This is a genomic window from Kribbella antibiotica (assembly GCF_004349055.1).
Classification (GTDB): Bacteria; Actinomycetota; Actinomycetes; order Propionibacteriales; family Kribbellaceae; genus Kribbella; species Kribbella antibiotica.
In genome coordinates this window covers 25,318-48,597 of record NZ_SMKX01000023.1, presented here as the reverse complement: position 1 = coordinate 48,597, position 23,280 = coordinate 25,318, and the positions used below count along the sequence as shown (strand labels likewise).

The following is a 23,280-nucleotide window of genomic DNA, read 5'->3' as shown; positions in this document are numbered from 1 at the left end:
CGATCACGCCGGGCCCACTCACAAACCAACCGCTACCGGAGGGTGCCGGCGGCGATGGTGTCTAGGGCTTGCTGGAGTAGGGGGCTTGCTTTCTGCGAAGCGGACTTGGAGCGGGGGAGGTGTACGGCGTTGCCGTCGACTGGGCCGTTGACGGGGTAGACGGAGAGTTCGGCGGGTAGGGGCGTCGTGCCGCAGACCTTGTCGCGGGCGGGCAGTTCGCCGGTGAAGATGAAGGTGTCACCGATGGCTTCGGCGCAGGCGGAGGCGGAGCCGACGTACTGACCGTGCTGGCCTTCGTCGTCGATGGCGACGAAGCGCGTCACCTTGGCGGTGTCCTGGTGGGTGCGGAGGGAACCCTCGTACGCCGTGGCCGGGTCGAGCTCGCCTTGGACCATCAGGATGCGCGGGGAACCGGTCAGGTCGAGTTTGCGGTCCTGGGCCTTGTACTTCCAGAAGGCGCACATCGGTACGCCGTTCATGTAGCCGAAGAAGCTGTACTTGCGCGCCATCTTGTCGGCCTCGGCCAGGTAGAACTTCGGGTCCTTGTTCCAGACGGTGTCGTTGCAGCGGACCGTCGTACCGACCGCGCCGAAGCTGTGCACCTCGTCACCGCCGCCCGAGGACTTCTCCGCAGCCGAGCGGGCGTCGGCCAGGAGCGAGCGGGTCGAGTCGGAGCTGGTGGCGACCTTGTCGGCGGCCGTGGCCGCCGGGTTCACGCCGTAGCGGGTGCGGATGGCGGTGAGGGTGTCGAAGGTCTGCAGCTCGGGGGCGAGCCGGGCCCACGCCTTGTCGACGTGCCGCAGCTCGACGTCGCCGGAGGCCGACGGGTCCTTGGTGAACTCCTGGTGCACCAGGATGTCGAGGGTGCCGCGGATGAACCGGACGTTGCCGTAGATGACGCTGTAGATCTTGCCGTCCAGGTCGTCACCGCGGACGTTCGACGTACCGGCCTTGACCAGCTTGACCAGGTCGGCGCGGACCTTGTCGTACGACGCCGTCACCTGCTTGGGCGTGGATCCGAGGCCCTGGATCTGGTCGGCGTGCCGGGCGATCCACGGGATCAGCTGGGTGTCACGGCGGCGCTGGCCGGAGAACGGGTCGAAGTTCACGTTGTCCCACTGGGTGTGGGTCCAGTCCATGTTCGAGTCGATGACGAACCGGCCGACGCGCTGCGGGTAGGTGTCGGCGTACCAGCCACCGAGCCAGGTGCCGTAGCTGTAGCCGATGAAGTTCAGCTGGCGGGCCTTGAACAGCGCGCGCAGGAAGTCCATGTCGTACACGGTCTGCTGGCTGCTGACGAACTGGCCGAACTCCTGGGATGAACAGGCCTCGGCAAGCAGCGCGGCCTCGGCCACTTCAGTCTTGTGAGTCTGCCGCGTGCGCTCCTTGTAGTCCGGAGTCGTCGGCAGCGCGAGCAGCTTCTCCTTGGTCGTCAGGCACCGCAGCGGCGTACTGGCTCCGAATCCCCGCGGGTCGAAACCGAGCTGGTCGAAGTCGGTGAAGAGCTGGGGCTTCTCCGACGCCAGGACGGCAGACAGGCTGAGGCCTGCGCCACCGGGGCCGCCGGGGTTCGTGGTCATCAGACCCTTCGACTTGCCGGTGGCCTTGCTGTAGGCGATCGCCACCTCGACGTCGGGATGCGCGTCCGGGTGCGCCCAGTCCATCGGCACCTTGACCTTGGCGCAGTTGGTGGTCGGCGCTTGGGGGTACGCGCGCTTGATCCCGGCATCGAACGAGCAGACCGACCAGGTGATCGGCTGGTCGAGGTACCGCTGCGGGATGGACGGCACCGGCGGGTCCACCGGACCTCTGGCCGGGCGGGCCGCCGTGGCCGAGCTGACGGCCAGCTGCGGCACGAAAAGCGCCACTGCCAAGGCCATTGCGATCTTGCGAGGTTTCAACACTGCTACTCCTGTAGGCCGGGCGGGGATGCAGGAAAACAGCAACGTATGCCGGGCCCAGGCGCGATGACCAGGTACTACCGCTAGTACAAGGGCATTCCCTAGAGGTCGTAAACCGTGAAAATCGTGCAGTACATCGGCGGCGACTCCAGCCCGGGGTAGTACAAACGCCCGGCATCATCAGTAATTTTGAAGTACGCCGTGGACGCTCCGACCTGAGACGGCGCCTGCAGCTGCATTGTTACGACCACCACTTCGCCCGGCTCGGCATCCGGCACCCGCTCGCGCGCAGGAGACCGCAGCCAGCCCGGCGCGCCCGCAGCACCCTGCCGGGTCAGCCACCTGTCGCGCCATGGCCGCTCACCGCTGTTGTGGATCTGCCATGTCTTCTCGAACGGCTGCTCCCGGGCCACCCTGGTCCCGTCCGGCACTGTCTCCCCCACCAGCTCCGCCCGGTCCTCCGCATGGTGGTCAGCCGGCACCGATCCGCCGAGTGACACCGGCTGCACATGCCGCCGCAGGTCCCGCTGCGACATGTCTCGACCAGCCCGTACGGCGGCATCCAGCTCCATCAGCTGGTTGACGAGCGCCTGCCCCGCCCCGAACGAGGCGTCGTACCACTCGATCAGTTCGCGACTCGGCTTGGTGTGCCCGCGCTCCACCCGGGACAGGTGCCCCTTGTCCCAACCGGACATCCCCGCAGCGCGCGTCAGCGGCACACCGGCCGCCTCCCGGAGCTCTCGCATCCGGCAACCGATCACTAAGCGAGCCTGCGCTGGCCTCACGACGCCATCCTGCCCTTGAGGTTAGTAACCTACGTGAATTATAAGCTGATGGTTTTCATTTTACGGTTGCCTACTGCGACAACACGGTCACGCCCTGATTCTCTTCGGGTAACAGCGAATTCGCCAGCCGCTTTGCCCCTCCCATCGCAGCGAAAGGCCATCATCATGAGATCTTTCCTTGTTCGCGCCGCCACCACGACCGCCACTGCTCTCCTCGGTGGCGCCATGCTGCTCGGCGTCGGCCTGCCGGCCCAGGCCGCACCGACGCCCGCACCGGCAACAGCAACGGCCGACCTCGCCGCCGCACCGCAGGCGCGAGCCGACAACGCCATCGCCTGGTTCTCGTCGCGCAACGGCTCGACGGCCTACCAGGGCTACTGCGAGAAGGCCGTCGAGAACTCCTACGGCCGGACCGGCATCTACGCATCGGCCATCGCCAACTGGAACGACGCCGTACGGCGGGGTGCCGCACACCGCGGCGACCTGAACCCGCCGAAGGGCGCACTGGTCTTCTGGAACATCAGTAGCTACGGCCACGTCGGCCTCGCGACCGGTGACGGCAACTTCTGGGCCACCAGCGTGAACGGGCGGATCGGCAAGGCGCGCCTGCCGTACTTCTCCAACTACCTGGGCTGGGCGCAGCCGAACTTCTGAGCCACGGGCGGGTCGCCCGGCGAGCCGGGCGACCCGTTGCCCACTGCGACAACAGCACCACCCTCTGATTCCCTGCGAGTGAAACACTCTTCCAGAAGGGAACACCCTCATGCGGACCGCCCTAATCCGTACCGTCTCCCGCATCACGACCACTGCCCTGCTCGGCGGCGCAGCCATCACCGGCGTCGCAGTTCTGCCCGCGCACGCCGCGACCGGCACAGTTGTCACCGACAGCGGCTCCGGTGTGACCATCCGGTCCGGCAACGCGACCAGCTTCGGCTCGGTCGGCACCCAGCCCAACGGCGCGGTCGAGATCGACTGCCAGATCTATGGCGAGCCGGTGACCGGAAAGTTCGGCCGCAGCCTCGTCTGGGACCACATCCCCGGCAAGGGCTTCATCTCCGACTCCTACGTCAACACCGGCAGCACAGGTCTGGTTGCACCGCTCTGTACGAGCAATCCGCGCGCCGACAAGGCCATCGCCTGGTACGCCGCTCGCAACGGCTCGACCGACTTCCAGGGGTACTGCGAGATGGCCGCGGAGAACTCCTACGGCAAGACGGGCATCTGGGCCTCGGCCAAGGCGGACTGGAACGACGCCGTGGCTCGTGGGGTCGCCCACCGCGGTGACCTGAACCCACCGAAGGGCGCACTGATCTTCTGGGACCTGGCCGCGCCGTACGGGCATGTCGGTGTCGCCCGCGGCGACGGCTACTTCTGGGCCACCAGCGTGAACGGCAAGATCGGCCTGGCGAAGCTCCCGTACTTCAACAGCTACCTCGGCTGGGCCTGGCCGAACTTCTAGATCCCGACCCCGAGGCCCACGAAGCCCGGACGCGCCCCGCCGCCCCAGGGGCCCGTTCGGGCACCGCGAAACGCTCAACTGAGCACGCTATCTGTGACGCGGATCACGGATAGCGTTTACTGACGCCGCAACCTCTTCCCACCCTTCGTACGGTCGTGGAAACGCTCCCACAGCGTCCACCGCCCTACCGAAGGAACTTCTGATGAGACTTGGCCGGATCTTTCCCCGAAGAAAATCCCCGATTCTGATAGCTGTCGTGACCGCTGTCGCGGTCCTGCTGTCGAGCACCGGCATCCAGCCGGCGCTGGCCAAGCCGGCTGCCCAGGACCAGGTCGTCACCCACGACTTCCAGGACCCGGCGCTGGCCGCGCACTACAAGCAGCAGTTCGACGAGATCAAGGCCAGCGGCAAGAAGCTCAGTCAGGTGCTGGAGGAGCGGACCAAGGGCCAGCTCCAAGACGTCATGCCCAGCCTGCGCTACATCGAGTTCAACGCCGAGACCAAGGTCGAGGGCACGGTCGCCACGATCGTCATCAAGGCCCCTGAGATCGAGGTGGACGCGACCTGGTGGCAGGGCGCGCTGATCGTGGCCGGATCCATCCTGGTCGGTGTCGGCGCGACCGCGGCCTGCCTCCGGACCGGTGCTTCGGTGCCCGTCTGCGCGGGGATCGGCGGGTTCATGGGCGAGTTCGTGAACGGCGCCTTGACCCAGTGGGCCGACGGCAAGCTCGGTGACGCCGACGAGTGGGCCAACACGATGGCCAAGTCCATCGCGGCCGGCCTGACGACGTTCGCGGTCGCGTTCGCCGGAACACCGGAGATGCTCGCCTGGTACAAGGCGACGAGCGCCTCGATCATCCGGTTCGTCCGGACCGTCGAAGCCTTCTTCGGCGGACATGCAGCCGGCGACATGATGGCCGGGATGTTCGACGCGCTCGAGCGGTACCTGCCCGATTACCTGCGCAGGATGTCGTCGGCGAACGGCATCTGCCGCGAGCCGGACGGCAACTCCGAGCCCGGCGGCTGGGCTCCGCTCGGTCAGATCGTGATGGCCGCGGACGGTGCCCAGACGAGGTTCATGGACGTCGACGGCGACCGCGACGTCGATCGTGCCGTCACGGTCAACGGCCGGCTGTACACCTGGCAGAACGGCGGCTGTGGAACCGACGGCCGACGGGTCTGGTTCCCGTTGGGTGACACCGCACCGGCGGGTGCCCGCCAGACGCCGAAGCCCGCGTTCTTCGGCGACCTCGACGGCGACGGCAAGGACGACCTGGTCAACTTCATGACCGCCGCCGATTCCGGCACCGGCTTCGCCGCGATGAAGGTGTGGCGCAACGAGTCCAGCGGCCGCGACGTCCGCTGGGCGAACCCGGTCATCGTCGCGAACGACCTCGGCTACACCGGCTACCCGGTGTTCGCCGATCTCGACGGCGACGGTGACGACGACATCATCATCCCCGACCGCCTCAACTTCCTGGCCGCTTGGCGCAACACCACCACCGGCGGGCTCCCGAAGCCGGGCAACTGGAGCAAGATCGACGGCTTCACCCACCCGGCCGAAGGCCCGACCGGATCGGTCTCCTACCCCGACCTCAACGGTGACGGCAAGGCCGACGTCGTGGTCGTCCGGTACACCACTGGTGACGTGGACGCCTGGCTGAACCTTGGCAGCGGCTGGGGCGAGACGAAAGCCAAGACGAAGGCCAACGGTACGGCGGCCACCGGCGGCTGGAACTCCATTGGCCGGATCCGCTCCGGGAACGCGTTCGGCGGCAGCATCGGCGACTTCGGTGACCTCGACGCCGACAAGGTGTCTGACTTCTTGCTGTACAACTCGGCCTCCAAGGGTGTCGACGGCTGGCTGCTGCCGACCGAGATCGCGTCGGCCGCGAACGGCGGTGTCGGCGACCCGATGGAGGCGCACCCGGGTGGCGACGACGGCGGCGCCCGGCCGGGTGCGAGCGGCGACTGCCGCCCTGACGGTCTCGCAACCACGCCCGGCGTGGCGACGCCGTACTGCAAGATCTATCAGAGCGACGGCCGGGAGTGGCTCGGTCAGGGGCGGGACCGACGCGTTGTCGCCTACTTCAACGGTGGCCGGACCGGTAAGGACGGCACCCCGCACTACCTGGTGAAGAACATCCCGTGGTCGAAGGTCACGCACCTCAACTACGCCTTCGCCTCGGTGCAGAACAACAAGATCACCGTTGACGATGCGGCCATCCGGATGGAGTGGCCGGGCAAGGTCGGCGCCGAGATGGACGCGTCGCTGCCGTACAAGGGTCATTTCAACCAGCTCACCAAGTACAAGCGCCTGCACCCGCGGGTCAAGACGCTGATCTCGGTGGGTGGCTGGGCCGGGTCAGGTGGTTTCTATGCGATGACCACGAACGCCGACGGCTCGGTCAATCAGGCCGGTATCGACACGTTCGCCGGCTCGGCCGTGGAGTTCCTGCGGACCTACGGTTTCGACGGCGTCGACATCGACTTCGAATACCCGACCGTGCTGGACGACACCGGCAACCCCAACGACTGGGGTACGGCGAATCCGCGACGGAAGGGGCTACCGACGGCGTACGCGGCCTTGATGAAGACCCTGCGTGATTCGCTGAACCGGGCATCGGTTGCCGACAACAAGTACTACCAGCTGACCTCGGCCTCGACGGCCTCCGGCTACCTGACGCGTGGCATGGCGAACCAGACCTCGCTCGATTATCAGGACTTCACCAACCTGATGGCGTACGACTATCACGGCACCTGGAACAACGTGGTCGGTCCGAACGCCGCTTTGTTCGACGACGGCAAGGACCCGGAGCTGGCCGATCTGTACGCAACGCCGGAGTACGGCGGCATCGGCTACTTCAACACCAGTTGGGCGATGAAGTACATGCGCGGCGCCTTGCAGGCCGGGCGGGTCAACATCGGCATCCCCTATTACACGCGTGGCTGGAAGAACGTCACCGGCGGCACGAACGGTCTGTGGGGCAACTCCCAGAAGCCGGACGGCTGCGAGCCCGGGACCGGCATCAAGCGTCCGTGTGGTGATGGTGCGGTCGGAATCGACAACATCTGGCACGACGAAACGTCCAACGGCGGTGAGCTGGGATCGGGCACGAACCCGTTGTGGCACACGAAGAACCTGGAGAAGAACATCCTTCCCCGGTACGCGCCGAATGTCGGCCTGACCCCGGCAACCGATCCGGCCGACCGCATCTCCGGCCAGTACAACCGGTTCTGGGACAACACCACGAAGACGTCGTGGCTGTGGAACGCCGACAAGAAGGTGTTCTTGTCGACCGAGGACGAGCAAGGCATCGACGCCGTGACCGATCTCGTGAAGTCCACCGGTGCGGGCGGCGTGATGATGTGGGAGCTCGGCGGCGACTACGCCTGCCCGGCAGTTGTCGACGCGCAGCACCCTTGTGGCATGGGCTACAGCCTGACGACCCGGATCAACGACAAGCTGAACAGTTCAGGGGCCTATGACAACAATCTGCGCAGCGGAAGTACCGGTACGGCGCCTGCCGTCACCGCGAACATCAGCGTGGACATGGTCAACTACCCGACCGAGACGGCCAAGCTCTGGCCGTTGACTCCGACAGTCCGGATCACCAACAACACGGGCCGCACGCTCGGTGGCGGCAAGGACACCAAGCTGTCGTTCGACATCCCGGCGTCCACGTCGCCGCTGGTCAAGGACGTCAACTGGCAGACCGGTGATCAAGGTGGGCAGTGGAAACTCACTTCCGGCTCGCAGTTCCACCGGATCACCACCACGCTGGACTACTGCCAGATCATTCCGGCGGGGAAGACCCTTGATCTCCCGATCATCTACTACCTGCCGATTACCGGGCCGGTGAACACCAGTCTGTCGATCAGCGGTACGCCGTATTCGCCGGTGACCGACAACGTCAAGGGCCTCGGTACGGCGACTCCTGCGGCGGGTGGATGTGCTGCGGGGAACTGGGACTCGGCCAAGGTCTACGACCCGGTGACCCAAGCGGTCGAGCAGGTCACCGTGAAATACAACGGCAAGGTCTGGAAAGCCAAGTGGTGGACCCAGAACAACGCCCCGGGCACCGGGCCCGACCCGGATCACGAGCCCTGGAAGCTGATCGGCAACGCTAGCTAGCGTCCATCCGATCAAGCCAGTCGGCGACCAGCGCGCGGTACAGCGTTGGTCGCCGTACTGGTAGGTCGTGCTCTTCCTGATCCAGTACGGCGTACGTCGCCGTCGGGTAGTCGTCGAGCAAGCCCCACGCGTCGGCGTACCCAGTCACGGTGTCCTGCCGCCCGGTCACGATCAACGTCGGCCGCTCGAACCGCGCCGCCGGATCTTCCCGCAACCCATAGGTCGCAGGGTCGGACTGAATCCGGCCGAGGAATTCCAGATCCGCCGACTGTTCGGCCGGGTCGTAGTAGTTGTCCTGCTTCGCCTGCGATGCGGCCTCGAACGCTGCCGTCCGGCGCAGGTAGTCGTCCGTCGGAAGTGTTCGCGCGGCACGATCCGCGATGACGCCGGGCACCCGAAGCAGGAGGCCGAGCACGCGTTCCGGATCGCGCTTGATCAGCCCGCGCGCGTGCAAACCACCTGCCGATGTGCCCGAGACGGCGTACTGGTCACTGCCCAGAACTTGCGTAATGGTCTCCGCGATCGCGTCCAGCATTCCGTCCTGGTCGGTGATCGACGGATCTCCGGGGCGGTGGTTGGTGCCGGGTGGGTCGATGTAGATGCGGCGCCAGCCGGGGCGGTCGGCGAAAACCGGCTCGTGAGCCGCTTGGGTTTCGCCGTTATTGCCGCCCCAGCCGGGCAGGAACACGACAGGACGGCCGCTACCGATGGATTCGTAGAACACGCGGCAAGCCTAACCAGCGTCGAGCGTCATCAGCGGGGTTTTCTCTTACTGGCAGACGGTGGCCGCTCCCCAGAACCGCGCTGGATCAGCGCACACGGCAGGACGATGCGCTGAGGTGGGCGACGATCCGCGCCGGAGGCTCGGTCGAGTAGCAAGCGGGCAGCGCTGCGGCCGAGCTCAGCGATGTCGGAGGCAACGACTGTGACCGGCGTCGGCAACATGTCGGCCAAGCGGAAGTCGTCGAAACCGACGACGGCCGGCTCGAGGCCGAGCTCGCCGAGCGCGCGCAGGACACCTTCGGTCAGGAAGTTGGTGGAGGCAAAGATCGCGGTCGGCGGATCAGGCCGCAGCATCAGCTCGCGAGTCGCCTTCTCGGCGGACTCGGCGTTCCCCTCAGGGAGCTGGACCACGAGCGACTCGTCCACCTCCAGCCCGGCACCGCGGTGGGCCCGGCGGTAACCGCGGAGGCGACGACCCGTGGTGTAGTACGACGGCGCCAGCAGGATCGCGATTCGTTCGTGCCCCTGCTCCAGTAGGTGGTCGGTGGCCAGCTTCCCGCCACCCTCGTTGTCGACCATCACGATGTCGGCCTCGATGCCGGTCGCGGGCCGGTCGACGAACACGACCGGTACGCCGGCGCCGACCAGGAACGCATGGTCGCCCTGGTCCGGCACGATCATCAGCCCGGCGACCTGGCGACTGACCAGCTCCTGGATCGCGCGCTTCTCCCCCTCCGGGTCCTCATCGACGCTGCCCAGTACGACGGCGAAGCCGGACTGGCCGGCGACCTCCAGCGAAGCCTTGGCGATCGTCGCGAAGAACGGGTTCGTCAGGTCACCGAGGACGAGCGCAAGACTGGACGACTTCTTCCCCGGGCGCAGGGCGCGGGCGACCTCGTTGCGCTGGAAGCCCAGTTGCTCGATCGCGGTCCGGACCCGCTGCGCGGTTTCGTCGCGGACACCGTGGCCGCCGTTCACCACGCGGGACACCGTGCCGAGCCCGACCCCCGCCCGGCGGGCCACGTCGATCATCGTCGGCCGAGCGGTCTCGGGGGTGTTTGGAAACGTTTCGGGCACGGGGTTGACTTCCTTTTCGCGGCACGGCATCGTCCACCACACACTAAAACTTGGAAACGTTACCGTCCAGCAGGAGATCGGATGAATCGTTCCAGCCGTCCACTCCAACGTGGCAACGGCCCCGGCCGCGGAAAAGGCCTGAGTCGCGGCGCCGGTTCCGACACCGTGGCGGCCTACCTGTTCATCGCCCCGGCGATCATCGGGTTCACCGTCTTCGTCGGCTATCCACTGATCCGCTCGTTCTATCTCGCCCTGACGAAGTACAACGGCCTGGCCGATCCCGTCTTCGTCGGGCTCGGCAACTTCCGCCGTCTCTTCGGAGGCGACCCGGCGTTCTGGCCGGCCCTGCGCGCGACCGGGTACCTGGTGGTCCTGTACGTGCCGCTCTCATTGATCCTAGGTCTCGCCCTGGCGATGTTCTGCAACCAGCGCTTCCGCGGCGTCCGGATCGTCCGGACCCTGGCCTATCTGCCGGTGGTCCTCCCGGCGGTCGCGACCATCACGCTCTGGAAGTTCATCCTCAACCCCGAGGTCGGCCTGCTGAACACGGTCCTCGACCGCCTCGGTCTGCCGACCAGTCTCTGGTTGCAGAGTCCGTCGATGTCGATGCCGTCCGTCGTACTGATGATGTTGTGGGGCGTCGGCGGCACGATGATCATCTTCCTGGCCGCGCTGCAGTCCGTCCCGACCGAGCTGTACGAAGCAGCGAAGGTGGACGGAGCAGGTCCCTGGTCCGCGTTCATCCGCATCACGCTGCCGACGATCAGCCCGATCATCCTGCTGCAGGTGATCCTGCAGACCACCGCGGCGCTGCAAACCTTCAACCAGCCCAAGATCCTGACCAACGGCGGCCCTGGCTTCAGCACCAACGTGCTGATGCTGTCGATCTACAACAACGGCTTCCCGAACCTCGGCCGGATCCCGCAGCTCGGCTACGCCTCGGCCCAGGTCTGGGTCCTGTTCATCGTCATCATCGCCGTGATCGCCTTGGCCGCGAAGTTCACCTCCCTTTGGACTTACAGTGACAACACTCCAGACTGAGCGCAGGCCGCGCCGGCTCATCGGTACGACGGCCTGGTACGTGACCGCGTTGTTCGTCGCCGCCGTGATGATCGTTCCGCTGCTGTGGATGATCACCATCGGCCTGAAGAGCGGCTCAGCCGTCTTCGAGATCCCGCCGCGACTGCTACCGCGCGAGTGGACGTGGAGCAACTTCATCGACGGCCCGAAGGCGATCCACTTCCCCCGGCTGCTGCTGAACTCGACCATCATCACCGCGCTCAGCGTGCTCGGCGGAGTGATGACCGCAATGATGACCGGCTACGCGCTGGCCCGGTTGCGATTCCCCGGCCGCAAGGTCTGGTTCTACCTGTTCGTCGGCAGCATGCTCCTCCCTGGTGTGGTCGGTCTGATCCCGCTCTTCCAGCTATACAAGAGCATTGGGTGGTACGACACCTGGCTGCCGCTGATCGTACCGGCCTTCCTGGGCGGAAATCCGTTGTTCATCTTCCTGGCCCGGCAATACTTTCTCGCCATCCCGTACTCGATCGACGAAGCCGCCAAGATCGACGGCGCCGGCCACCTGCGGATCTTCACCCAGGTGATGCTGCCGCTGACCCGGCCGGCCTGGATCACAATGGCGATCCTCGCCTTCCAGGCCTCCTGGAACGACTATCTGAATCCGCTGGTCTACCTCTATTCCTCCGGCAAGTGGCCGCTGTCGGTCGGGATGGCGGCGTTCATCTCGCCGTTCGCCGGCAAGACACCGGACTGGAGCTACTACATGGCCACCAACCTGCTCTACATGCTGCCGCCGCTGGTTCTCTTCTTCGTTGCGCAGCGCTACTTCATCCAGGGCCTCGGCTCGCTCGGCAGCACCACCCAGAAATGAGGGCACACCTGTGAAGACCAAGCTCATCGGCGCCACATTGGCCTGCGCCGGGTTGCTGACCGCCTGTGGTGGTTCGGACTCCGGCGCGAGTGACGGCCCGGTCACCGTGACCGTGATGACGTGGGAGTCGACCCAGACGAACGCCGTGATCAAGAAGGCACTGGCGGAGTTCAAGGACGACAACATCAAGGTCGAACTGCTCGACACCCCGAGCGGCCAGTACGGCGACAAACTGTCGTCGCTGACCCAGGCCAAGAAGCTGCCCGATCTCTTCTGGTGCGGCAACGACACCGAGCAGCAGTACACACAGCAAGGCTTGCTGGTGGACTGGAGTTCGAAGCTCAAGGACAGCTCCGATTTCGGTGCGGACAAGTTCGTCCCGTCCGCGATCGCCAACTGGACAACGGCCGACGGCCAAATGGGCGGCCTCCCCTCACTCATGAACACGTACGGCGTCTGGTACAACGCCGACGCGTTCACCGCGGCCGGTGTCACGATCCCCAAGGCCGGCTGGACCTGGGACGACATGTACGGCGCGGCGGCCAAACTCACTGGGAAGAACGGAGCGAAGTACGGGTTGGTGGCGGATCAGCTGACCGGACCGGACGGCCCGTTCACGATGAGCATGTACTCCGTCTCGGCCGGCGGCGCGCCGTTCACCGACGACGTGAACCACCCGACCAAGGCGGAAGCGGACGCGAAGTACACCGAGGGTGTGCAGAAGCTGACCGACGCGGTCAAGAGTGGCTCGGTCGCACCACCCGGGTACGACGCCTCGAACGCGCAATCGTTGTTCGCGGCCGGGAAGGTGCCGATGATGTTCGGCGGGCAGTGGCTGGCCGCCGGGTTCCAGGTCGACAAGCCGAAGGTGAAGTACGGGTTCGTCCCGTTCCCGCAGGTGACGACACCGGCCACGCTGTACGACTCGGTCGGGATCTGCACGCCGCAGTACACGAAGAACCAGGACTCCACCTTCAAGGTGCTGCAGTACCTCAACACGAAGGTCTGGGACGCCGTACTGCCGGAGTCACCGGTCGCTCCCCCGGCCTATACCCCCGCGCAGGCAAGCTACTTCGACGCGCTGACCAAGGCCGAGCAGACGACGGTGGTCGACACGGTCAAGGCCGACCTGGCCGCGGAGAAGACGGTCGGCGTCCGGTTCACCACGCAATGGGCCCAGCAGGTCGGTGACCTCACCACCGCCGAGTACCAGCCGATCATCAGCGGTAAGAAGCCGATCACCAACCTGCCCGCGTATGTCGAGAAGATCAACGGCCTGATCAAATCCGGAGGCTGAGTTAGACTGCGGCGCTCGTTGACACCTCGGGAATTGCAGGAGAGATGGCTCGCTACGCACTACTGATTCTGCCGTCGACCAATCGGGTCTACGCCGAGTCGTCCGTCGGTCTGACCAAGGCGGAGCTGCAGTTGTTCGGGCAGACCACGCTCACGGCGGACGTCTCCGACATCGGCGAGACCCGGATCGGTGGGGTGCAGTATGTGACGTTCGAGGCCGCGGAATTGCCGGCCGACGATGCCGCGAAACTGGCGAACATGGCGTCGGTCTATGCACTGTTCCGCCAGGACGGAAAGTTTCTCGAACCGGTCGAGCTGAAGTCCTTGGACAAACTCGACAGCGATCTGATCACCATTCAGAAGTACCAGGGCAAGACCAATGAGCTGTTCACCAAGCTGCTGCTGAACGTGACCCTGCTGTCGTCGAAGTGGGGTCCGCAGCTGCTCGAGCGCCGGTTCAGCGTCATCGATCCGCTGTGCGGTCGCGGGACGACACTGAACCAGGCGCTGATGTACGGGTTCGACGCGGCCGGAGTCGATGTGGACCGCAAGGACTTCGACGCGTACGCGACATTCGTGCAGACCTGGCTGAAGAACAAGCGGCTCAAGCATGACGCCGAGGTGATCCGGGTTCGTCGCGAGCACGAGGTCGTGGGGCACCGATTCCAGGCGTCGTTCGGGCTCACGAAAGAAGCCTGGAAGGCGGGCGAGAAGTTCAGCCTGTCGGTCGTCAACGCCGATACGACCAAGGCGCTGGAATTCCACCGCCCGGGCACCTTCGACCTCGTCGTCACGGATGCGCCGTACGGGGTGCAGCACGGCAGCCGGTCGGCCGAGAGCGGCCTGCACCGGAGCCCGATCGACTTGCTGAAGGCGGCCGCGCCGGTCTGGGCCGGGCTACTCCGCTCCGGTGGTGCGCTGGGGATCGCCTGGAACACCAATGTCGCGCGCCGACCGGCCGCCGCGGAAATTCTTGCCGCGGCGGGCCTGGAGCCGCTGGACGAGGCGCCGTACCAGGACTTCGTGCATCGGGTGGATCAGGCGATCGTGCGGGACATCTTGGTGGCGCGTAAGCCTTAGACGGCCTGCCAGAGAGACAGCGCGAAGCGGGCTTCGCTGTCGGTCCACCAGGCGGCCTGGGCGAAGCCGCCGGCGGCGAGCTCCGCGGCGACCCCCTCGGGACGGAACTTGGTGGAGATCTCGGTATGTAGCTCCTCGCCTTCGGCGAAGTCGACCTCGAGGTGCACCTCGGGGATCAGGACGCGCTGCGGGCTGGTGGCGCGCAGGCGCATCTCGATCCGCTCCTCCTCGGCATCCCAAAGCGCGACGTGCTCGAACGCGTCCACGTCGAAGTCCGCGCCGAGCTGCCGGTTGATCACCCGGAGCACGTTGCGGTTGAACTCGGCGGTCACACCCTGAGCATCGTCGTACGCCGCGACCAGCGTGGCTGGGTCCTTGACCAAATCGGTGCCGAGCAGCAGCCACTCGCCAGGCTCGAGGACATCGCGGATCGAGCGGTAGAAGCCGGCGCGCTCCTCCGGGAGCAGGTTGCCGATCGTGCCGCCGAGGAAGGCGACGAGTCTTGGTGAATCGCCCGGCAGCTTGTCGAGGTGCGCAGTGAAGTCACCAACCACACCGTGTACGCCGATGGTCGGATAGTCCGCGTTGATCGCGTCGGACGCGTCGCGCAGCGCCGACTCGGACACGTCGAGTGGGACGAAGGTGCTCAGGCTGCCGTGGTCACGGAGCCCGTCGAGCAGCAGACGGGTCTTCTCCGACGAGCCCGAACCGAGCTCCACCAGCGTGCGGGCCTTGGTCAGCTTCGCGATCTCGGCGCTGCGCGCCTGCAGAATTTCGCGCTCGGCGCGGGTCGGGTAGTACTCGGGCAGGCGGGTGATCTGCTCGAACAGATCGCTGCCGCGCGCATCGTAGAACCATTTCGGTGGCAGCCATTTGGCGTCGGCGGTGAGGCCGGTACGGACGTCTTCGCGGAGGGTACGAGCGGCATAGTCCGGCGTGAGGTGGACGTCGATCTGGGTCACTACGGTCCTTCCATCGGGGTGATGCTCACGGTGGTAGCGGTAGCCACGAGCAGAGAGCGGTCCGGGACCTCGTCCCAGTGCCCCGCGCCGAACGGTTCCGAACCGACTGTGGTCGAATCGGAGGTCCGCCTGACCCAGAGCGAATGCGTCCAGGTGGTGGCGACCAGTTGCTCGCCGTCGGTCAGCAGCACGTTCAGGCGCGAGCCCGGCGCTGCCTCTTCCACCTCATGAAGCACGGACGCGACCGCTTCGGCCGCATCCTGTCCGTCGTTGAGCCGATGCACGATCAGTGCGAACAACAACGCGGAGTCAACTGGCGCTGGAAGCGTCAGCAAGTCGGTGACCGGCAACTCCGCGGCCAGCTTCGCCGTCGACTCCGGCCAGCCGGGGATCTTGCCGTTGTGACTGAACAACCAGTTGCCACTGCGGAACGGCGCCGCTGCCGCCTCGTCGTGCGGCATCCGATCCGTCCCGTTCCGTACGGCGGCAATCACCGCGCCGGAGGTGATTCCGGCGGCGAGGTCGCAGAGGTTGTCGTCGGTCCAGATCGGCACATTCCGGCGATAGCGCCGGGCCGAGCCGGCGTACCAACCCAGGCCGAAGCCGTCGGCGTTCACGGTCCCGCCGCCGCGCATGTCGTTCGGCGCCCAGGACTGCTCGTACAGCGAGTGTTCTGGGTCCAGGACAAGCGAGGCCAAGGTGACCGATGGGCCGAGGTAAGCGAGGTGGCGGCACATCAGGCGCGCAGCTCCTCAGGACGAGGGTCGCGGGCACAACGGAAGCCGGCGAAGATCTGCCGGCGGATCGGGTAGTCCCAGTTCCGGAAGGTGCTGCGGGCAACCACCTCGTCGGTGGCGAACGAACCACCGCGGAGGATCTTGTAGTCAGGGCTGAAGAAGACCAGCGAATACTCGTCGTACGGGAACGCACGGAACTCCGGGTACGGCGTGAACTCGCTCGACGTCCACTCCCAGAGATCGCCGATCAGCTGCTCGACGCCCAGCGGTGATGCGCCCGCCGGATAGGCACCGACCGGCGCCGGACCGAGGTGTCGCTGACCAAGGTTCGCGTGCTGCGGGCCAGGTGTCTCGTCACCCCACGGGAAGCGACGCGTCCGCCCGGTCGCCGGGTCGAACCGCGCTGCGAACTCCCACTCCTCCTCGGTCGGCAGCCGCTTCCCCGCCCACTTCGCGTAGGCCTCGGCCTCGTAGAAGCAGACGTGCATCACCGGCTCGTCCAGAGGCAGCGCTTCGAGCCTGCCGAACCGCAGCTGCCAGTACTCGCCGTCCACAACCTCCCAGAACCGCGGTCCGGTCAGTGAGCCCTTCTGGACGTGCGCCCAGCCGGCCTCCGACCACCACTGCGGGTCCTGATATCCACCACCGGTCACGAACTGCAGGTAGTCCCCATTGCTCACCGGCACCGTGTCGATCACATAAGGCGCAACCCGCACGGCGTGCGCCGGCCGCTCGTTGTCGAGCGCCCACGGCTCGACCGATGTCCCCATCTCGAAGACCCCGCCGGGCACCAGCACCTCCGGAGCGGCCACCCGCCGGCCAGGTGGCGGCGGTGGCGCATCCAGCACCGGCACACCGCGGCGCAACTGGTGGGTCGCGAGCATGGTCTCGTCGTGCTGCTGCTCGTGCTGCACGATCATCCCGAACGCGAACCCGTTGTCGACCAGCTCCCGGCCGCCATCGAACTTCACATGGTCGAGGACGTCGAGCACCTTGTCCCGCACCTCTTCGACATACCCACGCGTCTCCACCGGGCTGAGCAACGGGAGCGCCGGCCGATCCGACCGCGGGTGCATGAACGCGTCGTACAGCTCGTCGATGTCCTGGCGCACCGGCTCACGGCCGCCGACATCCCGGACCAGCCAGAGCTCTTCCTGGTTGCCGATGTGCGCGTAGTCCCAGACCAGCGGCGACATCAGCTTCGAGTGCTGTTTGACCAGGTCGTCGACATCCACCGCGTCGGCCAGGTGCACAGTCCGCCGCCGGGACCGATCCAGCTGCTCGCCGATGAAGGCTCGCAGGCCCTCCTCATTCAGGTCTGACAATTGGTGCTTCATGAGGCTCGCCTTCCGTGGGTGTCGTCGACGATGCGCTGCAACCGGGTCGCGGTCGCAGCGCGAAGCTCAGGGGTGACGCCGGTGCGCTCCAGCAGGTCGATGCCGAGGTCCACGAGGTCGCGGGCCGCCTTGGCGACCGGCTTGTCGTCGAGCCCGTCGCGGGCTGCCGGGTACCAGCGCCCGGCAGCAGGCTCGGCCGCGGCCAGCACGTCGTCGAGGCGGGCCGGGTCGGACATCAGCGCCGAGATCAGCAGCGTCGGGGTGATCCACCCGTCGCCCTGCTGAGTGTCGAGGTAGCGAATCTCCAGATACCCACGCGGGCGCACCGGCGGGAACAGCGTGGACAGGTGGTAGTCAAGGTCGTCGTACGTCGGTCTGTCGCCGGGCAACCGGCCATCGGCCCAATCGCCGAACGTCAGCCCGTCCGGTGCCTCCCAGCTGTCACCACGCCGCAGGCACAGCACCGGCGCGTCCATCGCCGTCCGGGCCCAGGTCGCCGCCGGGTCACCGTCCACCGGCGGTGGCTCCGTGAACGGCGGACAGGTGCCGAAGGTCGCCTCGGTCCGCGCCGAGGCCCAGCCGGTGTCGGCGCCCCCTCGGCGCCGCGAATTCGCGAAGAGCGCGACCATGGCTGGGCCGATGTCGTGCACAGCGCGCCAACGCAGCGCGGTCTGGTCTGCCTCACCGGCGTCCAGACAGACCTGGAATCCCGCGCTGCTGCACATCATCCGCGGGCCATGCGGACCGAGCCGAGCGAAGGTGCGCTCCAGCGCCGCGTAACGCGGGACCGTGAGAATGCGGCGGGGCGCCCGGAAGGCGTCCAGCCCATGGTCGCCGAGGACCAGACCCTCAGCCTGCAGCAGCGCGGCCAGCTCGGCCGCATCGGCGAGAGTGTCGTCGACCAACTGCTGGACCGACGCCATGGCGGGGCCGGAGACCTCCACCTGGCCACCCGGCTCCACCGTGACCAGAGCACCCCGGCCCAGCGGCAGCTGTGGGCTGCCGGGGACCAGGGTGGGGGGCGCGTACACGCCCAGAGCTTTGCGGAGTCGATCGGCGTCGAGCGGCCGGCGCGGATCCTCCGCGTGATGCACGGTCCACTCCAGCTCGACACCGTGCAACTGCGGAGGGCCGTGCTTGAAACAGACCATCGCGACGTAGCCCTCAGCCTCGGCCCGGGAGCCGATCGGGGTTGTCGCCGGAGCACCACCGGACGAGGTCACGTCAGCGACCGTAGCTCTCGCGCCGGGCCTGGACAACCAAGACCGGATTACTCATCGATGACGCCTGCAGTGCGGATCTCATGCCTACATCCTGCAGGCGACCACCGACAGTTTTCCCTTACAGGACTAACTTCCCAGGTCGAAGCGCTTCAAAGAGCTCCGGCTCGGGCGGAACCTAGGACAGGTGGTGCAGGCCTTGACGTTCGGCAACACGTAGAAGTAGCAGCACGACGTCCGCAGCTTCTGTTCCAGCGTGACTCCGAACGCTGTGGCCGCTTCCTCGGCGTGCGGCGCAGGCCCGGCGAGGCGGATGGCGGACCGAACCTCGTCGTCGACCGCTCCGAACCGCTGCAGGGAGCTGAGCTTCACACCGGGCCGGAACGAGTCCAGGAACGCGTTGGCGTGCTCCTGCAATTGCGCCGCCGCTTCCTGCACCGGTACGACGCGGTCGGACAGCAGCGCGACCTCGATCGGGTAGTGCGCGGTCGGGTGCACGCGGAACGCCAGCGCGTCCGGTGAGACCTCAGGCGAGACGCCGGTGGCCGCACCGAGCACCCCGGCCACCAGCGCCGGCACTTGGACGTACCACATCAGCGTGAACATGGCCGCGACCTGGACCGGCGGATCAATCGCGTACTCCCGCGCATAGTCCGCTGCGACCTGCGCACGCCAAGCCCCGGTCGGATCACCGCCGGCTTGCTGCTCTGCGACGACCTGCGCACACGACACCCACTCCGGCCCCGGTACGGCGTCCGCCGTCCGCACGGACAACCAGTCGACCGAGTCGGCCAGGGTGTCCACGAGGGAGCCAACGGAGTGGGTCACCCAGCAAGCCTACGATCCGGCACCACGACCGGTGCGCCATCCACCTCCACCACGGTGGCCTTGAGCCCGAACACCTCGTCTAACCGCTCCGCAGTCAGTACGTCGGCCGGTCGCCCCTGCGCGGCGATCGCACCAGCGCCCATCACCACCAGATGATCGGCGTACTGCGCAGCCAGCGTCAGATCGTGCAGTACGACCACCACCGTCCGACCAGAGGTGTGCGCTGCGGCGTGGACGACGTTCATCACGTCCACTGCGTGCGCCAGGTCGAGGTATGTCGTGGGCTCGTCCAGCAGCAGATGCGCTGTGCCCTGTGCCAACACCATGGCGATCCACACGCGCTGCCGCTGGCCACCGGACAGCTGGTCGACCGGTCGGTCCCGCAGTTCAGTCAGCTCCACTGCGGCCAACGCCTGCTCAATCGCTGCGTCGTCCTCGGAGGTCAACCGCCCGAACAGCCCGCGGTGCGGATGCCGACCACGCGACACCAGCTCGGCAGCGGTGATGCCCTCCGGTGTGACCGGTCCCTGCGGCAGCACACCGAGTCGCCGGGCGAGCTCACGCGCCGGCAACTTGTGGATGTCGTCGCCATCCAGCAACACCTGACCACTCTGCGGCGGGAGCAGTCTGCTCATCCCGCGCAGCAGCGTGGATTTGCCGGAGCCGTTCGGCCCGACGATCGCCGTCAACCGCCCAGCTGGAATCTCCAGCGTCAGGCCGGAGACCACCGGCGCATCGGCGCCGTACGCGAGGGTGAGGTTCTCGACGTGCATATCAACGCCCCTTCTGCTGACGGCCGATTAGGTGAAGCAGATACGGCGCTCCGGCCGCGGCGGTGATCACACCGACAGGAAGCTCATACGGGCCGAAGTGGAGCCAGCCCAGGCCGTTGCGTGCAATCAGATCAGCCAGTACGACGAACAGTGCGCCCAGCAACGCGGATGTCACCAACGGCGGCCGCTCCATCCGGGTCAGCCGCAGTGCGACCTGTGGAGCCACCAGAGCGACGAAGGCAATCGGACCGGCTCCGGCAGTCGCCATAGCGGCCAGGACTGTCGCCACGATCAGCAGGAGTAGCCGGATACGCGCCACCCGCACGCCTAGCGAGGACGCCACGTCGTCGCCGAGCACCATGGCGGATAGGTCCCGGTTGAACATGATTGCTACCGGCAACAGCACGGCTAGTGCGATCAGCACCGGGAGGGCGTCGCTCCACTCGCGCGAGTTGAGCGAACCGGCCAGCCAGGCCGCGGCACGGCCAGCGTCGTTCACATCGCCGATCACCAGCATCCAAGCGACCAAGGAGTTCGCGGCGGCCGCTACACCGACACCGATCAGCACTATCCGGCCACCGTCGACCTGCCCACGCTGGATGGACAGGATGCCGACAGTGAGTGTGGCCAGCAGCCCGCCAACGACGGCGGCCAACGGGATCCCCACTTGACCCGCGAACCCCGAGATGTTGCCGCCACCGCTTCCGGCCAGCACGATCACTGCGACCGCTCCGGCCGACGCTCCCGAGTTCACACCGACGATGTCCGGGCTGGCCAACGCGTTGCGGGACAGGGTTTGCAGGAGCGCACCGGACACGGCGAAGGCGATTCCCACGAGCAGTCCGGTGGCGACTCGTGGCAATCGCAGGTCGAGCACGATCAGTCGTTGCCCACGGCGCCCACCACCGAGCAGTACGTCGATCACATCCGCGACCGGGACTTTCGACGTACCGATGCTTAGTGACAGCAGGGCGACGGCGATCGCCAGGACTGCGAAGAGCAGGCTCAGCACGACAGTGCGGGATTTCACAGCACCACCGCCCGGCGGCGAACCACCAGCACGAACAGCGGCGCACCGACGATGCCCAGCACCACACCGGCCTGCACCTCGCCCGCACCGCCGATCAACCGGCCGACAAGGTCCGCGAGCACCATGGCGCTCGCACCGACCAGTCCGGCGCCCGGGATCAGCCAGGTGTTGCGGGAGCCGAAGAGCTGCCGAGCCACATGACCAGACAGCAAGCCCAGGAAGCCGATCGGGCCGCAGGCAGCCACTCCGGCCGCGGTGAGCAGGCCGATCGCGCCTAGCCCGATCAGGCGGGCGCGGGGAATCGACAGTCCGAGTCCTGCAGCCACATCATCACCGAGCGCCAGCAGGTCGAGATCGCGCGCATTGATGGCGGCGAGGACCAGACCGATCACCGCGAACGGCAGCACCTGACCGGCGACGTCGAGACCGCGACCAGCCACCGATCCGACCGCCCAGAAGCGATAGCTGTCCAGAGTGGTGCTGTCGAGCAAGACAACTGCGGAGGTCATCGCACCGAGCAGTGCGGCCACAGCAGCCCCTGTTAACGCCAGCCCGACTGGAGTCGCGCCACTCCCCCGCGACGCCAGCCGCTGTACGCCGTACGTGGCTATCAGTGCACCCGCGAGCGCTACCCACACTGTGGCGCCGACTGACTCGACGACTCCGGTCTGTAGCCCTAGAACTACAGCGAAGGCAGCGCCCGCGCTCACACCGAAGATGCCGGGCTCAGCGAGCGCATTGCGGGTGTGGCCTTGCATCAGGGCTCCGGCCACGCCGAGGCAGAGACCGATGAGGACGGCAACGATCGTGCGCGGCGCCCGCAGGCTGCGGACGATCACATCGGCGTCAGAGCCGTTGTTGGCGGTCATGGCGTGCCACAGCGCGCCCGGACCGAGCCAGCGCGACCCGAAAGCCAAGCTGGCAACGAAGACCAGCGCGAGTATGACGATCAGCACTACCAGGAACACTGTGCGCCGAGCAGGGGACGACATAGGTTAGCGTTGCCTTACTTGTCAGAGGTCGTGAGTCACCTTACGCGACCCGTGTCCCCAGGAGAGACCCGTGCGCCTGCACCGCATTACCGCCCTGCTCGCCGTCACCGCCTTGGCCCTGACCGGCTGTGGCTCGTCGGACGACGGGAAGTCCCCGGAGGCGCCCGGCTCGTCGTCCACCGGCTTCCCGCGCACCATCGAGCACGCGATGGGCAAGACCGAGATCCCCGCCAAGCCCAAGCGGGTCGTCGCCCTGGACGCCAGCTTCGTCGACGCGACGCTGATCCTGGACACCCCGGTCGTCGGCTACACCGACTACCGCAGCATCAAGGACAAGCTGCCGGAGTATCTGGGCGCCGACCGGGACACGCTCGGTAAGGACGCCCAGCCGGTCGGCACGCTGGCCGAGCCGAACCTGGAGAAGATCGCCGACCTCCAGCCGGACCTGATCATCACCGCCAAGGTCCGGCACGAGAAGCTCTACGAGCAGCTGTCCAAGATCGCCCCGACGATCATGTCGGAGACCACTGGACCGACCTGGCAGGACAACATCCGGCTCGAGGCGAAGGCGCTCGGCCAGGAGCAGCTGGCCGACCAGGAACTCTCGGCGTACAAGACGGCCGCCCGGACCGTCGGTGCCGCCATCAACACCAAGGCGAAGAACCCGACCGTCTCGGTGGTCCGCTTCCTCGACGGCCCGACCCGGCTCTACCAGAAGGCCACCTTCTCCGGCATCGTGCTGAAGGACGCCGGCCTGGCCCGGCCGAAGTCGCAGGACGTCGACGGGTTCGCCCTGGAGATCAGCCCGGAGCGGATCAAGGACGCCGACGCCGACGCGATCTTCGTCACCACGTTCGCCGACGACAAGGGTGTCGGCGCCAAGACCGCGGCCGAGTTCAAGGCCAACCCGCTCTGGAAGCCGCTCGCCCCGAAGGTGCACGAGGTCCCGGACCTGACCTGGATGACCGCTGTCGGTCTGCAGGGCGCCTGGGTCATCCTGGGTGACCTCGCCAAGACCTTCGGTGTGGACGCACCCGTCAAGCCATAGGGTGTT

20 protein-coding genes are annotated in these 23,280 nt (G+C 66.8%); 8 read left to right on the top strand and 12 right to left on the bottom strand.

Features of this window, described 5'->3' with window-relative positions; translation table 11 throughout:
• Positions 1–32 precede the first annotated feature (32 nt).
• Both E1263_RS10670 and E1263_RS10665 read right to left on the bottom strand, forming a co-directional pair.
• On the bottom strand, positions 33–1,904 hold the full coding sequence (locus E1263_RS10670) for an alpha/beta fold hydrolase (RefSeq protein WP_132167060.1): 1,872 nt from the start codon (positions 1,902–1,904) through the stop codon (positions 33–35).
• Between the two features lie 98 nt (positions 1,905–2,002).
• Positions 2,003–2,647, bottom strand: a complete 645-nt coding sequence (locus tag E1263_RS10665; protein WP_238161161.1) for an NBR1-Ig-like domain-containing protein — start codon at positions 2,645–2,647, stop codon at positions 2,003–2,005.
• A 204-nt stretch (positions 2,648–2,851) separates the two neighbouring features.
• Between E1263_RS10665 and E1263_RS10660 the strand changes: the two genes are divergently transcribed.
• The 3 genes from E1263_RS10660 to E1263_RS43200 all read left to right on the top strand — a co-directional run bounded on the left by E1263_RS10660 (position 2,852) and on the right by E1263_RS43200 (position 8,280).
• Positions 2,852–3,340 (top strand): CHAP domain-containing protein, encoded by a 489-nt coding sequence (locus E1263_RS10660; protein ID WP_132167058.1) that lies wholly within the window; start codon positions 2,852–2,854, stop codon positions 3,338–3,340.
• A gap of 109 nt (positions 3,341–3,449) precedes the next feature.
• The gene (locus E1263_RS10655; protein WP_132167057.1) at positions 3,450–4,145 is read left to right on the top strand and encodes a CHAP domain-containing protein; all 696 of its coding nucleotides are present in this window, start codon (positions 3,450–3,452) and stop codon (positions 4,143–4,145) included.
• Positions 4,146–4,401: 256 nt separating this feature from the next.
• Positions 4,402–8,280, top strand: coding sequence for a glycosyl hydrolase family 18 protein (locus tag E1263_RS43200; protein ID WP_202868820.1), 3,879 nt, complete (start codon positions 4,402–4,404; stop codon positions 8,278–8,280).
• Here E1263_RS43200 and E1263_RS10645 read toward each other — a convergent pair.
• Positions 8,273–9,004, bottom strand: a complete 732-nt coding sequence (locus tag E1263_RS10645) for an alpha/beta fold hydrolase (RefSeq protein WP_132167056.1) — start codon at positions 9,002–9,004, stop codon at positions 8,273–8,275. The two genes, E1263_RS43200 and E1263_RS10645, sit on opposite strands and share 8 nt — an antisense overlap.
• A gap of 29 nt (positions 9,005–9,033) precedes the next feature.
• Positions 9,034–10,080, bottom strand: coding sequence for a LacI family DNA-binding transcriptional regulator (locus tag E1263_RS10640; protein WP_238161160.1), 1,047 nt, complete (start codon positions 10,078–10,080; stop codon positions 9,034–9,036).
• Positions 10,081–10,161: 81 nt separating this feature from the next.
• Between E1263_RS10640 and E1263_RS10635 the strand changes: the two genes are divergently transcribed.
• From E1263_RS10635 to E1263_RS10620, 4 genes are read left to right on the top strand one after another with little or no spacing between them, the layout of a single operon-like run.
• A complete protein-coding gene (locus E1263_RS10635; RefSeq protein WP_202868818.1) occupies positions 10,162–11,121 on the top strand; it encodes a carbohydrate ABC transporter permease in 960 nt (319 codons plus the stop codon).
• Positions 11,102–11,971, top strand: coding sequence for a carbohydrate ABC transporter permease (locus tag E1263_RS10630; protein WP_238161159.1), 870 nt, complete (start codon positions 11,102–11,104; stop codon positions 11,969–11,971). Before E1263_RS10635 ends, E1263_RS10630 begins: the two co-directional genes overlap by 20 nt.
• Before the next feature lie 10 nt (positions 11,972–11,981).
• Positions 11,982–13,268 carry an ABC transporter substrate-binding protein gene (locus E1263_RS10625; protein WP_132167055.1) on the top strand — a complete coding sequence of 429 codons (1,287 nt, stop codon included), beginning with the start codon at positions 11,982–11,984 and terminating at the stop codon, positions 13,266–13,268.
• Positions 13,269–13,312: 44 nt separating this feature from the next.
• Complete coding sequence (locus E1263_RS10620; RefSeq protein ID WP_132167054.1) at positions 13,313–14,347, top strand: TRM11 family SAM-dependent methyltransferase; 1,035 nt, start codon at positions 13,313–13,315, stop codon at positions 14,345–14,347.
• On the opposite strand, the gene egtD is transcribed toward E1263_RS10620, so the two are convergent.
• From egtD to E1263_RS10580, 8 genes are all read right to left on the bottom strand, one after another.
• Positions 14,344–15,309: an L-histidine N(alpha)-methyltransferase gene (gene egtD / locus E1263_RS10615; RefSeq protein ID WP_132167053.1), complete on the bottom strand. Its 966-nt coding sequence runs from the start codon at positions 15,307–15,309 to the stop codon at positions 14,344–14,346. The two genes, E1263_RS10620 and egtD, sit on opposite strands and share 4 nt — an antisense overlap.
• Positions 15,309–16,046, bottom strand: a complete 738-nt coding sequence (gene egtC / locus E1263_RS10610; RefSeq protein ID WP_132167052.1) for an ergothioneine biosynthesis protein EgtC — start codon at positions 16,044–16,046, stop codon at positions 15,309–15,311. The genes egtD and egtC overlap by 1 nt, the downstream gene beginning before the upstream one ends.
• Complete coding sequence (gene egtB / locus E1263_RS10605; protein WP_132167051.1) at positions 16,046–17,383, bottom strand: ergothioneine biosynthesis protein EgtB; 1,338 nt, start codon at positions 17,381–17,383, stop codon at positions 16,046–16,048. Before egtB ends, egtC begins: the two co-directional genes overlap by 1 nt.
• On the bottom strand, positions 17,380–18,606 hold the full coding sequence (locus E1263_RS10600; protein WP_202868817.1) for a glutamate-cysteine ligase family protein: 1,227 nt from the start codon (positions 18,604–18,606) through the stop codon (positions 17,380–17,382). Before E1263_RS10600 ends, egtB begins: the two co-directional genes overlap by 4 nt.
• Before the next feature lie 126 nt (positions 18,607–18,732).
• Positions 18,733–19,431, bottom strand: coding sequence for a (2Fe-2S)-binding protein (locus tag E1263_RS10595; protein WP_132167050.1), 699 nt, complete (start codon positions 19,429–19,431; stop codon positions 18,733–18,735).
• Positions 19,428–20,204, bottom strand: coding sequence for an ABC transporter ATP-binding protein (locus E1263_RS10590; RefSeq protein ID WP_132167049.1), 777 nt, complete (start codon positions 20,202–20,204; stop codon positions 19,428–19,430). Before E1263_RS10590 ends, E1263_RS10595 begins: the two co-directional genes overlap by 4 nt.
• A gap of 1 nt (position 20,205) precedes the next feature.
• Positions 20,206–21,234: a FecCD family ABC transporter permease gene (locus E1263_RS10585; protein ID WP_132167048.1), complete on the bottom strand. Its 1,029-nt coding sequence runs from the start codon at positions 21,232–21,234 to the stop codon at positions 20,206–20,208.
• Complete coding sequence (locus E1263_RS10580; RefSeq protein ID WP_132167047.1) at positions 21,231–22,226, bottom strand: FecCD family ABC transporter permease; 996 nt, start codon at positions 22,224–22,226, stop codon at positions 21,231–21,233. Before E1263_RS10580 ends, E1263_RS10585 begins: the two co-directional genes overlap by 4 nt.
• A gap of 70 nt (positions 22,227–22,296) precedes the next feature.
• Here E1263_RS10580 and E1263_RS10575 point away from each other — a divergent pair, with 70 nt between their 5' ends.
• Positions 22,297–23,274, top strand: coding sequence for an ABC transporter substrate-binding protein (locus tag E1263_RS10575; RefSeq protein ID WP_132167046.1), 978 nt, complete (start codon positions 22,297–22,299; stop codon positions 23,272–23,274).
• The last annotated feature ends 6 nt before the right edge of the window (positions 23,275–23,280 follow it).